This window comes from Gandjariella thermophila (assembly GCF_005405885.1).
Lineage (GTDB): Bacteria > Actinomycetota > Actinomycetes > Mycobacteriales > Pseudonocardiaceae > Gandjariella > Gandjariella thermophila.
The window spans coordinates 70,915-84,477 of record NZ_BJFL01000013.1 but is presented as its reverse complement, the minus strand read 5'-3'; the positions used below and the strand labels follow the sequence as shown (position 1 = coordinate 84,477).

12 protein-coding genes are annotated in these 13,563 nt (G+C 74.6%); 6 read left to right on the top strand and 6 right to left on the bottom strand.

Features of this window, described 5'->3' with window-relative positions:
• Positions 1 to 20: 20 nt before the first annotated feature.
• The 5 genes from FFT21_RS14580 to FFT21_RS14560 all read right to left on the bottom strand — a co-directional run bounded on the left by FFT21_RS14580 (position 21) and on the right by FFT21_RS14560 (position 5,006).
• Complete coding sequence (locus tag FFT21_RS14580) at positions 21 to 1,121, bottom strand: sugar ABC transporter substrate-binding protein (RefSeq protein ID WP_137814398.1); 1,101 nt, start codon at positions 1,119 to 1,121, stop codon at positions 21 to 23.
• 109 nt (positions 1,122 to 1,230) lie between these two features.
• Complete coding sequence (locus FFT21_RS14575) at positions 1,231 to 1,773, bottom strand: NUDIX hydrolase (RefSeq protein ID WP_137814397.1); 543 nt, start codon at positions 1,771 to 1,773, stop codon at positions 1,231 to 1,233.
• Positions 1,770 to 3,113, bottom strand: a complete 1,344-nt coding sequence (locus FFT21_RS14570) for a coenzyme F420-0:L-glutamate ligase (protein ID WP_137814450.1) — start codon at positions 3,111 to 3,113, stop codon at positions 1,770 to 1,772. The genes FFT21_RS14575 and FFT21_RS14570 overlap by 4 nt, the downstream gene beginning before the upstream one ends.
• 25 nt (positions 3,114 to 3,138) lie before the next feature.
• Entirely contained in the window at positions 3,139 to 4,206 is a 1,068-nt protein-coding gene (cofD, locus tag FFT21_RS14565) for a 2-phospho-L-lactate transferase (RefSeq protein WP_137814396.1), read from the bottom strand.
• Positions 4,207 to 4,253: 47 nt separating this feature from the next.
• Positions 4,254 to 5,006: a site-2 protease family protein gene (locus FFT21_RS14560; RefSeq protein ID WP_137814395.1), complete on the bottom strand. Its 753-nt coding sequence runs from the start codon at positions 5,004 to 5,006 to the stop codon at positions 4,254 to 4,256.
• A 283-nt stretch (positions 5,007 to 5,289) separates the two neighbouring features.
• Here FFT21_RS14560 and FFT21_RS14555 point away from each other — a divergent pair, with 283 nt between their 5' ends.
• Both FFT21_RS14555 and FFT21_RS14550 read left to right on the top strand, forming a co-directional pair.
• Positions 5,290 to 5,571: a WhiB family transcriptional regulator gene (locus FFT21_RS14555; RefSeq protein WP_225978425.1), complete on the top strand. Its 282-nt coding sequence runs from the start codon at positions 5,290 to 5,292 to the stop codon at positions 5,569 to 5,571.
• A gap of 286 nt (positions 5,572 to 5,857) precedes the next feature.
• On the top strand, positions 5,858 to 9,319 hold the full coding sequence (locus FFT21_RS14550; RefSeq protein WP_225978415.1) for a glycosyltransferase family 2 protein: 3,462 nt from the start codon (positions 5,858 to 5,860) through the stop codon (positions 9,317 to 9,319).
• Positions 9,320 to 9,496: 177 nt separating this feature from the next.
• Here the strand turns inward: FFT21_RS14550 and FFT21_RS14545 are convergent, their stop codons facing one another.
• A complete protein-coding gene (locus FFT21_RS14545; RefSeq protein WP_137814392.1) occupies positions 9,497 to 9,961 on the bottom strand; it encodes a metallopeptidase family protein in 465 nt (154 codons plus the stop codon).
• Positions 9,962 to 10,052: 91 nt separating this feature from the next.
• Here FFT21_RS14545 and FFT21_RS14540 point away from each other — a divergent pair, with 91 nt between their 5' ends.
• From FFT21_RS14540 to FFT21_RS14525, 4 genes are all read left to right on the top strand, one after another.
• Positions 10,053 to 10,415 (top strand): DUF3499 domain-containing protein, encoded by a 363-nt coding sequence (locus tag FFT21_RS14540; RefSeq protein ID WP_137814391.1) that lies wholly within the window; start codon positions 10,053 to 10,055, stop codon positions 10,413 to 10,415.
• Between the two features lie 153 nt (positions 10,416 to 10,568).
• On the top strand, positions 10,569 to 11,918 hold the full coding sequence (locus tag FFT21_RS14535) for a phosphomannomutase/phosphoglucomutase (RefSeq protein WP_137814390.1): 1,350 nt from the start codon (positions 10,569 to 10,571) through the stop codon (positions 11,916 to 11,918).
• 59 nt (positions 11,919 to 11,977) lie between these two features.
• On the top strand, positions 11,978 to 12,232 hold the full coding sequence (locus tag FFT21_RS14530; protein WP_137814389.1) for a Trm112 family protein: 255 nt from the start codon (positions 11,978 to 11,980) through the stop codon (positions 12,230 to 12,232).
• A gap of 181 nt (positions 12,233 to 12,413) precedes the next feature.
• Positions 12,414 to 13,502, top strand: coding sequence for an SIS domain-containing protein (locus FFT21_RS14525; RefSeq protein WP_137814388.1), 1,089 nt, complete (start codon positions 12,414 to 12,416; stop codon positions 13,500 to 13,502).
• The last annotated feature ends 61 nt before the right edge of the window (positions 13,503 to 13,563 follow it).

Genomic DNA, 13,563 nt, shown 5'->3' with positions numbered 1-13,563 from the left:
CCGCGCCGTCACGGTCGCTGCTAGCCGGGGAGGTCGGCGGCGCGGCACAGCGGAGCCAGGTCGCCGGCACACAGGTCGGCGGCGGACACGGCGTTGTCGCTGACCACCTTCTTGATGTTGGCCTTGGTGATCATCGTGGGCTTGATCAGCAGTGCCGGCACGTCCCGGTGGCCCGCCTCGTCCCGAACCACCCCGGTGGCCAGCGTGTCGGCGCTGCCCTTGTCGCCCTTGGCCAGCGCGCTGACCAGGCCGGCCGCCGCGGCGGCCTCGTCCCGGACCGGCTTGTACACCGACATGCACTGGTCGCCGCGCAGCACGGAGCGCAGCCCGGCCAGGGTGGCGTCCTGCCCGGTGACCGGGACCTTGCCGGCCAGCCCGTGCTGCCGCAGCACGCTGATCACCGCGTCCGCCAGGCCGTCATTGGCGGCGACCACGCCGTCGACCCGGTCCCGGTTGGCGTCGAGGATCTGCTCGAAGACCCCGCCGGCCTGCTCGGCGTCCCAATTGTCGATGGGCTGCGACCGGACCAGCGTGTATTCGCCGGAATCGTACTTCGGTTTGAGCACCTGCTCCTGCCCCTGGTGGAACAGGGTGGCATTGTTGTCGGTGGGAGCGCCCTCGATCTCAACGATTCTCGCGCCCCGTTTCTGACCCAGGCAGTCCACCAGTCCCTGCGCCTGCAACTGGCCGACGCCGACGTTGTCGAAGGAGACGTAGTAACTGGCGGAGCCGCCGAGGGTCAGCCGGTCGTAGTCGACCGTCGCCACGCCGGCCGCCCGAGCCTTCCGCTCCACCTCGGCGCCGCTCTGCGAGTCGAGGCTGACCACCATGAGGACCTTGACGCCCTTCCGGATCAGGTCGTCGGCGTCCTGGGAGAATTTCTGGACATCTCCGTCGGCGTTTCTGATGTCGGCGTCCACCCCGGTCGCCGCGAGTGCGCTCGCGAGAAGTGGATGATCGAGCGTTTCCCAGCGCGCCGACGTCGTCCGGTCCGGCAGAATGACGCCCACTTTCGGTCGATTCGCGGGTGGCGTCTCCGCGCCGCCACCGCCTTCGCATCCCGACACGAAAAGCAGTAACGTCCAGCTCGTGGCCAGCAGAGCCCGAGTTCTGTTACGCATCGGCGACCCCTTCGTCACCGTGCCGATATCATCGGCGCATCGCGAATGTTGGCCGCCGCAACATATACGCGGGATTCCTTGATCGGAAGTGACCGAAGGCTCTCCGTTATCAACCCGTCCGGGCCAGAGCCAGCTCCACCATGCGAGGCACGCTGTCGGTGTCCTCGGGCAGGTCGGACAGCGGCCACCAGCGCAGGTCCAGCGACTCGTCGCTGCGCACCTCCCGCGCGCCGGCCGGCGCGACCACCAGGAACCGCACGTCGAAATGCCGGGTCGGCACCCCCAGCGAGCAGGTGATCGGGTGCACCTCGAGGTGCAGCGGCGACGGTTCGATGCGCAGGCCCTCGATGCCGGACTCCTCGGTGGCCTCGCGCAGCGCCGCGGCGGCCAGCGTGCCGTCCGCCGGTTCGCAGTGCCCGCCGAGCTGCAGCCACCGGCCCACCCGGGGATGCAGGGTGAGCAGCACCCGCTCCCGCGCCTCGTCCAGCACCAGCGCGGACGCGGTGAGGTGCCCGGGCACGCAGGAGCGCAGGCAGGCGTCCTCCCGGACGGCGAGGAAGCCGAGATAGGCGTGCCGCAGCGCGTCCTGCTCGGGGTCGGGCGCGGACCAGCCGCCGAGCAGCGAGGTGGCGTCCAGATGCAGTTGCCTCATCGCTCCACCAACCCGTCGGTCAACTCGCGGGGCGGGCGGGGACCCTGTTCGCCGCCGGCGGGATGCCCGACGGCGACCGCGCCCAGCGGTTCCCACGACTCCGGCAGGTCGAGCACCGCGCGCACCACGTCCGGGCAGAAGATCGTCGAGGACACCCAGCAGGAGCCCAGCCCCTCCGCGGCCAGCGCGACGAGCAGCCCCTGCACCGCGGCGCCGCCGGCCACCACGAACATCGTCTTCTCCGCCCCGGCGCGGCGGGTGTCCGGGTAGTCGTGCGCGCCGTCGGTCACCAGGAACGGCAGCACCACCTCGGGAGCGGCGTAGAGCAGGTCACCGCGGGCCACCCGGCGCTCGATCCGGTCCTCGGCGAGCCCGTCGCCGCGCAGGTCCGCCCGCCACGCCTCGCGCATCGCGGCCAGCAGCCGGGCCCGCCGGCCCGCGTCCCGCAGGTGCACGAACCGCACCGGCCGGGTGTGGTGCGGGGCGGGCGCGGTGAGCGCCGCGCCGACCGCCCGGTGCAGCGTGGCCACGTCCACCGGCTCGTCGGTGAACGCGCGCACCGACCGGCGCAGCAGCACCGCCTCCCGCCGGCCCTCGGCGAGCGCCTCCGCGGTGCCCAGCCGGAACAGGTCGTCCTCCACCGGCCGCACCAGCCGCCGCGCGGTCGACCCGTCGTCCACGGTGGCCAGGCCGCGCAGTACCGCCACCGGCACGCCACCCAGCTTGCCCTTGACCAGGTCGGCGGCGGCGGCCACCTCGTCGGCCACCGCGATCTCGGTGACGGCCAGCTCGTTGCCCTGCCCGTCCACCGCGCCGGCGTAGCCGTGCAGCACGGCCAGCCCGGCCGAGCCGATCGCCACGTCGGTCTGGCCGTTGCGCCAGGTCCGACCCATGGTGTCGGTGACAACCACGGCCACCTCCACGCCGAGCCGCTCGCGCAGCGCGGCGCGCAGCCGGGCGGCGGAGGCGTCCGGGTCCTCGGGCAGCAGCGCCAACTCGTTGCCGGCCACGTTGGAGGCGTCCACGCCGGCCGCGGCCTGCACGATGCCGAGGCGGTTCTGGGTGATCAGCGTCTGCCCCCGGCGGGCCAGCACCCGCACCGACTCGGCGGCCACCAGCTCCCGCCTGGCCCGCTCGCGCGCGGCCGGGTCGACCGGCACCGGTACCAGGCGTCCTTCCACCTTGGACACCACCTTGCTGGTGACCACGACGACGTCGCCGTCCACCAGCCAGGGCGCGGCGCCGGCGATCGCGCCGGCCAGGTCGTCGCCGGGGCGGAACTCGGGCAACCCGCTGACCGGCAGCAGCTCCAGCCGTCCCGGTGCGGCGTGGTCGGGCACGGGCACGACGACCCCGGTGGGTTGCTCAGCCAACGGTCACCCCGGCAAGATCGAGCGCGGCTCTGGCCATCGCGGCCGTGGCCGGCACGTCGGACATCAGCAGCGGCACCGACCGGACCGTCACCCCGGGCACGGTGGCCGTGTCGGTGGAGTGCACCAGCCAGCCGTCCAGCACGCCGGCCGCGCTGCCCGCCGCCTCGGCGGTGTTGTCTGCCGCCTCGGCGGGAGGACTTGCCTCGGCGGTGTTGTCTGCCGCCTCGGCGGGGCGGCCGCCGTAGTGCCGGCCGACCGCCTCGGCGCTGGTCTCCACGCCGATCGCGGACAGGCACGCGTCCGCCATGCCGCGCAGCGCCTTGCCGCCGATGATCGGGGACAGCCCCACCACCCCGGCCGAGGTGCCGCGCAGCGCGTCCCGCACCCCCGGCACGGACAGGATCGTGTCGATGCTGACCACCGGGTTGGACGGGGCGAGCAGCACGGCGTCCGCGCTCTCGATCGCCTCGATCACGCCGGGACCGGGCTTGGCCTGCTCCGCCCCCACCGGCACGATCGCGTGCGCGGTCAACTCGGCGCGGTGCCGCACCCACCACTCCTGGAAGTGGATCGCCCGGCGCTCGCCGCCCGGCTCGTCCACCACGACGTGGGTCTCCACCCGGTCGTCGGACATGGGCAGCAGCGTCACGCCGGGCCGCCAGCGGGTGCACAGCGCCTCGGTCACCGCGGACAGCGGGAAGCCGGCGCGCAGCATCCGGGAGCGGACCAGGTGCGTGGCGATGTCCCGGTCGCCCAAGCCGAACCAGGTCGGGTCCGCGCCGTAGGCGGCCAACTCCTCCTTGACCACCCAGGTCTCGTCGGCCCGGCCCCAGCCGCGGTCCGGGTCGATGCCGCCGCCCAGGGTGTACATGCAGGTATCCAGGTCGGGGCAGATCCGCAGGCCGTGCAGCCACACGTCGTCCGCGGTGTTCACCACGGCCACCACCTCGTGCGGCGACCCCTCCGGTGCCGCGCCGACCGGAGGCAACCCCAGCGCGGCCTTCAACCCCAGCAGGAACCTGGCCCCGCCGACCCCACCGACCAGTACCACGACCTTCACGGGCGGCCATCCTCGCACGTTCGGAGTACCCGGCGTGCCCGGCCCGGTCACCGCCGCCAGAAGAAGAACCGGGCGAACCCGAGTTCCGCGTAGAACCCGTTCCCGCCGACCGCGTTGAAGATCGTCAGCGAGATCTCGGAGAACACCGTGTACGCCGGGCGGATCGCGATCAGGATCGCGAACAGCACCAGCGGCGCCCACGGCCGCACCTTGGCGGCGAAGCTCCGGGACTCGGCGGACAGGAAGGGCTCCAGCGCGCCGAACCCGTCCAGGCCGGGCACCGGGAGGATGTTGAGGACGAAGGCGAACACCTCCAGCAGCGCCAGCAGGGACAGCGCCGCGGTGAGCCCCAGCGGCGGGTGGAACAGCTCCACCGAGCCGGCCAGCAGGACGCCGAGCACCAGATTGGACAGTGGCCCGGCGAGCGAGACCAGTGACTCGACGGCCCGGGAGCGCAACGCGTAGTGGTTGATCCACACCGCGCCGCCGGGCAGCGGGATGCCGCCGATCACCAGGATCAGCAGCGGCAGCACCAGGCTCAGGCCGGGATCGGTGTAGCGGCGCGGATCCAGCGTCAGGTAGCCCTTGGCGCGCACCGCGCGGTCACCGCCGCGGTAGGCCACCAACGCGTGGCCGAACTCGTGCAGACACAGCGACACCGCCCAGCCGCCGAGTACGAGCAGCACGAGGCCGGCGGTCTGCGCGGCGTCCGAGCCGGTCACGGTGAGTACGCCACCGGCGACGGTGACCGCAAGGATGCCGAGGAACAGGGGACTCGGTCGAACCGTGGTCGGATTCACCCGACCAGTGTGGCCGCCGGGGGCAACCGGCGCGGCGGCGAGGGGCATGCCCGGCGACCGCCGCCGGCAGCACCGTCTGCCCAGCTAGCGCGGGTAACTGGGCAGCATCGACGGAGGGTCCCCCTGTGGAGTGGGCTCCGCTTGACCCCCTGCAGAGACGCAGGTGTAATCACATCGGTGTCATTCGCCGTTTTCGTGGGGCGGCGGATGGTGTCCGCCAACCGGGGAGTGCGGAAAGGCGAGGAGGCGGACGGACATGCAACATACCGAAGGGGGCCGCGTGATGGAGCGGGGGGACACCTCAACATCGTGGGGAGACTTGGCCGCGCTCTTCGACGGAGCCGAAGAGCAGGAGTGGCAGGAGCACGCGCTGTGCGCCCAGACCGACCCGGAGGCGTTCTTCCCGGAGAAGGGCGGCTCCACACGGGAGGCCAAGCGCATCTGCCAGGGTTGCGACGTGCGTGCCGAGTGTCTTGAGTACGCCCTGGCGCACGACGAGCGGTTCGGCATCTGGGGCGGACTGTCCGAACGGGAGCGGCGGAAGCTGAAGAAGCGCGCGGGCTGAACCGCTCGCGGCATCGTCCGCCGCCACCGCCGGGCGCGCATGCCTCGGCGAGGCGCCGGTCCGATCGGGAGTCCGGACCGGCCGGTCACTCCGCCGGTGGCCGTATCCGTTGCACCGCAACGGATACGGCCACCGGCGCGCCGCCCGCGCAGGACACGCCCCGGCGACCCGATCGCGGTGCGTGTTCGGTAACGAATACTGACGACCCCGTGTCCGGCTGATCGGCAACCGGCCACTCCGTCGTACCGTGATGCGGCAACGCCGCCTGCGAGCGAGGAGTGGCCGTTTGCCGCACAGCCGACCCCTGCCCCGGCTCCGTACCGCGCCCGTGCTCGCCGTGCTGGTCTGCCACGACGGTGAACCCTGGCTGTACCCGGCCCTCTCCGCGTTGCGGCACCTGCGGCTGCGGCCCAGGCACGTGATCGCGGTGGACACCGGTTCCACCGACCGCACCCCGAAGATCCTCGCCGACGCTGCGGACGGTCCGGAGCGCGTGCTCGACGGCGTGCTGACCCTGCCGCGCGGCACCGGTTTCGGCGCCGCGGTGCGGGCCGCGGTGCAGCACGCCGTGCAGCGCTGGGGCGATCCCGGCGGATGGCTGTGGCTGCTGCACGACGACTGCGCGCCGGAGCCGGACTGCCTGGCCGCGCTGCTCACCGTGGCCGAGGTGTCACCCTCCGCCGCACTGCTCGGCCCGCTCTGCCTGGACTGGTCCGACTCGCGGCTGATCGTCGAGGCGGGACTGTCCACAGACGCCTCCGGGCACCTGCAGACCGGCATCGGCCCGACCGAACTGGACTGGAGCCGGTTCCACCCGGACATCGACGCCGGCGGCACCCAGAGCGTCGGTACCGGCACGAGCGATGACGGCGGGGACGAGGCGCGGTTCGAGCGCAACACCGAGGTGCTCGCGGTCGGCTCGGCCGGTTCGCTGGTGCGCCTGGAGGTGTGGCAGCGGCTCGGCGGCTACGACCCGGCGCTGCCGCTGCTGCGCGACGACCTCGACTTCGGCTGGCGGGTCAACCAGGCGGGGCACCTGGTGCTGTGCGTGCCCTCCGCGCGGCTGCGCCACGCCAGGGCGGCGAGCAGGGGACTGCGCCGGCTGGACGCGACCGTGGCCCGGCCAGGCCCGTCCCGGTACGCCGTGGCCCGCGCGCACGGCCTGCGCACCTTCCTGGTCAACTGCTCCACGGTGTCGTTCCTGCTCGGCGTGCCCCGGCTGGCGGCGCTCGTTCTGCTCCGCGCGCTCGGCTTCGCGCTGCTGCTGCGGCCCACCGAGGCGCGCGGCGAGTTGGCCGCGCTGGCCTACCTGGCCGGCGGGCGGGCCCGGCTGCTCGCCGGCCGCCGCAGCCGGCGGACCACCATCACCCGCGGCGAGCGCAACGTCCGTGGCCTATTCACCAGCCGGCTCACCCGGCTGCGCAACGTGGTCCGCGGCGGCCTGGCGCACCTGGTCCGGCAACGGGTCCGGGCGGATGTCGCGCTCGGCCGGCTGCCCGCCGACGACCAGCACGCCGTGTGGCTGACCCCGGAGGACGAGCGGGCCGGGTACCGCCGCCCGGTCGGACCCGACGCGCTGCCCGCGGGCGCGGTGCGCCGGGGACGCGGCACCCGCCGCCCCGCCGGGTTGCGCCGGCCGACCACCACGGTGGCGGTGCCGGTGTTCACCGAGGGCACCCTGCCGGCCGGGCTGCGACCCAGCCCCCGGCCCCGACCCTCGCCCCGGCCGCGCGGCGCACCCGCGCAGGAGACCCCGGACCTGGTGCTGGTCGAGGTCGACCGGTGGCGGGTGGCGCGGCAGTTGCTGCTCGCCCCGCCGGTGCTGCTGGTCGCCGGGCTCGCCGTGGTGGCGCTGGTGGCGAACGCGCACCGGCTGGGCACCGATCTGGCCGGCGGGCGGCTGCTCCCGGTGCCGGGCCTGTCCGCCACCTGGTCGGCGTACCTGGCGGCCTGGCACCCCACCTCGGGTGGCACCGGGGCGCCCGCCCCGGCCGCGCTCGCCGTGCTGGGCGTGCTGGGCACGCTGCTCGCCCCGTTCGGCGGCCCGCCCGCCGCGGTGGCCGTGCTGCTGCTCGGCGACGCCCCACTGGCCGCCGTCTCCGCCTACGCCGCCACCCGGCGGGTGCGGGTGTCCCGGCCGGTCCGCGCGCTCGTCGCCGCAGCCTATGGGCTGCTGCCGCCGGCCACCGCCGCGGTGGCCCAGGGGCGGCTGGACGCCGTGGTGGCGCACGTGCTCACCCCGCTGGTGCTGGCCGGGGTGGTGGCCGTGCTCCGCCCGGGGACCACAGCCGAGCGGCAGCCGTCCTGGCTGGCCCCGGTGTCCGCCACCGCGCTCGGCCTGGCGGTGATCGGCGCGTTCGCCCCGCTGGTGTACCTGGTGCTGCTGGCCGTTGCCCTGGTCGGGTTTGTCGCCGTACCAGGCCGCCCCGGGGATGGCCGGCGCCGGGTGATCGCGCTGTTCGCCATGGTGTTGCTGCCCGTGGCGCTGCTGCTGCCCTGGCCGGCGGTGGTGCTGCAGCACCCCGGCGTGGTGCTGCACGGGGTCGGCGCGCAGCCGGCCGGCTCGCCCGCCGCCGGGCCGGGCCTGCTCGCGCTGCAGCCGGGAGGGCCGGGCGCCGTTCCGCTGCTCGGCGCGCTGGTGGTGGTCGCCGCGCTGCTCGCGCTGGTGTTGCGGCCGACGCCCGCGGCGCTACCCGGCGTCGCGGTGGCCCTGCTCGGGGTGCTGGCCACCGCGGCTGTGTGGGCGGTTCCGGCGGTGCCGCTGACCGGCGGGGACGCACGGTACGGCTGGACCGGTGCGCCACTGCTGGTGGTCGGCGCCGGCCTGCTGTGGTCGGTGCTGGCCGCGTGCGGGCGCGGGGTGCGGGGCCGGTTGCTGCCCTCCGGGCCGGCCGTCCGCCGGCTGGTCGCCGGGCTGGGTGCGCTCGCGGTGCTCGCCATGGCGCTGGGCGGGGCGGTCGCCGGCCGCCAGGGCCCGCTGCGCACCGGCGGCGGGGTGCGGCCGCCCGCCCCGATCACCGCGGACCTGGCCGGCGGTGGACGATCCGTGCTGGTGCTCGCCGCGGGCGGCGAACCGAGCCGGCAGGCGGCCGGCCGGATGCCCGCGTTCGGCGACGACGACCTCGCCCCGGTGCCCGGCTTCGCCGAGCGCACCGAGCAACTGCGCGGCGCGCTGACCGAGGGCGGCAGCCGGGCCAGGGTCGCCCTCGGCTACCTGGCCGCCGCGGACGTGGCGTTCCTGGTCATGCCGGACGCGGCGAGCGCGGACCGGTTGGGCGCGGCCGCGCCCGACGCGGTGTCCGCGGCCGGCGTGACCTCGGATGGCCGGCCGGTGCTGCGGCTGCTGCTCACCGGCCGCCAGGTGGTGCTGCTCGGCCCGGAACTGGCCGAGCGGGCCCGGGGCGGGGCGGGCGGTCAGCCGCCCGCCGAGCCGAACGCGGCCGGCATCGCCCCGGTGGACGCCGCGCTGCCGGACCTCGCGCTGCACGTCTCCGGCGGCCCGGCCGGCCGGCTGCTGGTGCTCGCCGCCGAGGAGGAGAGCGGCTGGTCGGCCATGGTGGACGGGCGGCCCACCCCGACCGTGACGGCCTGGGCGCACCTGGTCGCCGTGCCGCTGCCGGCCACGGCGTCCGAGGTCCGCATCGACTACCCGGCCTCGCTGCGCGACGTGCTGCTGCTCGTCCAGGCCGCGGCCGCGCTGTTCACCGTGCTCACCGCCGTCCCCGGCCGCCCCCGTTCAGCCCGCTGAACGGGGCTTCGCGCGCTTTCCGAATTGCCGTTCAGCCCGCTGAACGCGTTTTACCCGGGGCCGACCGGCAGCCTGCGCCCCGACCGGCCGGTTACCGAAGGACTCGCCCGACCGGTCACGACGACGCCCGCTGTCCGCCGGGGGCGGACCGTCCGCCGTCGGTGCCGGTCGCCCGGGTTAGTCGCCGTCGATGATGTCCGGGTCCAGGCCGAGGTAGTTGGCGACTTGCTCGACCAGCACGTCGTGCACCAGGTCGGCGAGGTCGGCGCCGTCCCGCGCACGGGCCTCCAGCGGCCGCCGATACAGCACGATCCGCGCCCTGGTCGGCACGCCCCTGCGGTCCACGCCGGCGGGGACCAGCCGGGCCAGCGGCACGTCGGCGTCCTCGACCACGCCCTCGTCCGGGGTGAACGCCTGCTCACGGACGTCCGGAACGTCGTCCACGGCCACGTCCAACTGGGTCAACTCGGTGCGCCACCTGGCCTCGATCGGGTCGAGCGCCTCCAGCACCAGCGCGTCGAACCGTTCGGCCCTGGTGCGGGCGGCGGGCAGGGTGGCCGGGTACAGCGGTCCACGCAGGCCACGACCGTGTCGGTCGCGGCGGCGGCGCACCCGGCGCCGGGAACCACGAGCGGTCACCACTGGCACATCACCACGGACAAAGCGTACGCGGCCGCGTGTCGCGCGCGTCCCTTCACCGCCCGGACCCGCGGACGCGCTATCGTCGCTGATCGTGCGGAGCGTGAGAAGGTGCTCGCGGACCGGGTGCACGAACCCGGCCGTCGCCACGCTCACGTACGCCTATGCCGACTCGACGGCCGTGGTCGGGCCACTGGCCACCTACTCAGAGCCGCACAGCTACGATCTCTGCGAGCAACACGCGTTGCGGCTCACGGTTCCCCGGGGCTGGGAGGTCGTCCGGCACGAGGGCGAGTTCTCCCTCCCGCAGCCCACGGTGGACGACTTGACCGCACTGGCCGAGGCGGTACGTGAGGCCGGAAGGGCGGACCGCCCGGTCGACCCACCGGAGCCCGGCTCGGGCGGCAGTGGTCGGCGCGGCCACCTCCGCGTCCTTCCAGACCCGGTGGACGACTGACCACCCGAGTCACAGGCGCGAGCCGGAATCGTTACGGCTGGCGCACCTTCGGTCCACCCAACACGGCGGTGACCGTCACGCCGGTACGCTCTCATCGGGAGCAGTGTGGGTGCGGCGATGTCAAGTAACCAGGCGAGCGAATCGGGAGAAGGCGTGCGCGACCTGTCCGCCATCGTCAAGGCGTACGACATCCGCGGGGTCGTCGGCGAGCAGCTCGACGCCGAGGTCGCCCGCGGCATCGGGGCCGCGTTCGCGCGGCTGGTGGACGGCCCGGCGGTGGTGATCGGCCACGACATGCGGGAGTCCTCGCCCGGCCTGGCTGAGGCGTTCGCCGATGGCGTCACCGGCCAGGGCGTCGACGTCGTCAACATCGGCCTGGCCAGCACCGACATGCTGTACTTCGCCTCCGGCCGGCTGGACCGCCCCGGCGCGATGTTCACCGCCAGCCACAACCCCGCCCGGTATAACGGGATCAAGCTCTGCCGGGCCGGCGCCGCGCCGGTCGGCCAGGACAGCGGGCTCGCCGAGATCCGTGCCTCGGTGGAGGAGGGCGCGCTCGCCGAGGCCGGCACCAAGGGTTCCGTCAGCACGCGGAACATGCTCGCTGAGTACGCCGCCTACCTGCACGAGCTGGTCGACCTCAAGAACACCCGGCCGCTGAAGATCGCGGTGGACGCCGGCAACGGGATGGCCGGGCACACCGTCCCCGCGGTGTTCGAGGGCCTGCCCGTCGAGGTCGTGCCGATGTACTTCGAGCTGGACGGCACCTTCCCCAACCACGAGGCCAACCCGCTGGATCCGAAGAACCTGGTGGATCTGCAGGCCAAGGTGCGCGAGATCGGCGCGGACGCGGGTGTGGCCTTCGACGGCGACGCGGACCGCTGCTTCGTCGTGGACGAGAAGGGCGACCCGGTCGCGCCGAGCGCGATCACCGCGCTGGTCGCCGTGCGCGAGCTGGCCAAGGAGCCGGGCGCGACGATCATCCACAACCTGATCACGTCCAAGGCGGTGCCGGAGATCGTCGCCGAGCACGGCGGCAAGCCGGTGCGCACCCGGGTCGGGCACTCGTTCATCAAGGCGCGGATGGCCGAGACCGGCGCCATCTTCGGTGGCGAGCACTCCGCGCACTACTACTTCCGCGACTTCTGGCGGGCCGACTCGGGCATGCTCGCCGCGCTGCACGTGCTCGCCGCGCTCGGCGAGCAGAACCGGCCGCTGTCGGAGCTGATGGCCGCCTACTCCCGGTACGCGGCGTCCGGCGAGATCAACTCCACGGTGGACGACCAGGTCGCGCGCATGCTCGCGGTCAAGGACGCGTTCGCCGGCCGGGAGGGTGTGCAGGTCGACGAGTTGGACGGGCTGACCGTCGAACTGCCGGACGGGTCGTGGTTCAACCTGCGCCCGTCCAACACCGAGCCGCTGCTGCGGCTGAACATCGAGGCGCCCGACGCGGACGCGGTTGCCGCCCTGCGCGACGAGGTACTTGCCGTCGTCCGTGGCTGACCCGTGCCGAGCGCACCGGCGGCCCCGCAGGACATGTCGAGGACGTTTGAGGAGGAACCGTGACCGTCCAGCTCGACCAGCGGCTGCTCGACATCCTCGCCTGCCCCTGCCCCGAGCACGCCCCGCTGCGGGTGGGTACCGCGACCGGCGCCGAGTCGTCCGCCGCCTCGGGGGGAGAGGGCGCCTCGGCGGGCGCCGAGTTCCTCACCTGCACCTCCTGCGGGCGGATGTTCCCGGTGCGGGACGGCATCCCGGTGCTGCTGCTGGACGAGGCGGTGCTGCCCGAGACCGGCGCCACCGACGGGCCATCCTGACAGCGCGTTCCAGGACGGGAGGAATCTGCGATGACGAGTTCGGGAACGCGCCTGGGCGAAGCCCCCGCGATGGCGGCGGGGCGCCCCATGCGGCATGGCCGCTGGATGCGACACCATGGCGGAGCCCGGGCGACGCGATCGCGGTGCGCGTTCCGGAACACGCACTGAGGCCGGTGGGACCGTGCTTGACGAAAGTCTGCTCGACGATCCGGCGCGGCTGACCGACCACGACGCCGGTGGCCTGCTCCGCGCGGGCGCTTCGGCCGGCGCGCAGGTCCGCGCCACCGCCGAGGCCGCGACCGAGGCCGGCCTGGCCGGCCTGCTCGACGTCCGCCCGAGGGCGCTGGTGTTGCTCACCCGCCCCGGGGTGAGTTCGGAGGTGGCCGGGCTGCTCGCCGCGCTGCTCGGCGCGTCCTGCCCGGTGCCGCTGGTGGTCGCGGACGCGGCCCCGACCTGGGTGGGCGCGCTGGACGTGGTGGTCGCGCACACCGAAGACCCCGGCGACGACGTGCTCGCCGAGTCCGTGGACCGGGCCAGCCGGCGCGGCGCCCGGGTGGTGCTCACCGCGCCGGAGGAGGGGCCGGTCGCCGCGGCCGCCGCCGGCCGGGCGGCGCTGCTGCCGTCCCGGGTGCCGGTGCCGCCCGGGTTCTCCTTCCCCCGCGCGTTCACCGCCGCCCTGCTCGTGGTGCACGGGCTGGACCTGCTGCGCACCGACACCGACGTGCTGGCCGACGAGTTGGACGTGGAGTCGGAACGGGACCACCCGGTGCACGAGTCCTTCGTCAACCCGGCCAAGTCGATCGCGCTGCGGCTGGCCGAGCGCACCCCGCTGCTGTGGGGTCTGGACCCGGTGGCCACCGCGGTCGCCCACCGCGCCGCCGCCGCGCTGGCCGGGTTTGCCGGCGTGGTCTGCGACGCGGCCAGCTACGCCCAGGCGATGACCCGCTCCGGCCTGTACCGGGCCGTGGTGCGGCAGGCGACCTCCGGCGCGGACATCTTCGCCGACCCGGACGAGGAGCCGTCCGGCGGCTCGGTGCTTCGGGTGCAACTGCTCGCCGTGCGGCAGGGCCCCGAGGTGCAGGCCGCCAAGCGCGCGGCCTCGGACGCCCTGCCCGGTGCCGACCTGATGGAGCCCGCCGAAGAGGTTTCCGGGGGCGACGCGGTGTGCGCCGCGATGCTCGCCCTCCGGTTCGAGCTGGCCGCCCTGTACCTGGGGTTGGCCGCCGGCACGCTCGGGGGGCCGGTGCCACCCGCACCGGTCGGCGCGTGAGGGAAGGGGTGCGATGAGGTCCGCCGTGTCGCGGTGTGGTGTGCTGTCCGGCCGGCAGCGC

Excerpts from the sequence above, each read along its gene's own strand:
- FFT21_RS14580 (WP_137814398.1), bottom strand. The coding sequence starts at position 1,121 with ATGCGTAACAGAACTCGGGCTCTGCTGGCCACGAGCTGGACGTTACTG.
- FFT21_RS14575 (WP_137814397.1), bottom strand. The coding sequence starts at position 1,773 with ATGAGGCAACTGCATCTGGACGCCACCTCGCTGCTCGGCGGCTGGTCC.
- FFT21_RS14555 (WP_225978425.1), top strand. The coding sequence starts at position 5,290 with ATGGAGCGGGGGGACACCTCAACATCGTGGGGAGACTTGGCCGCGCTC.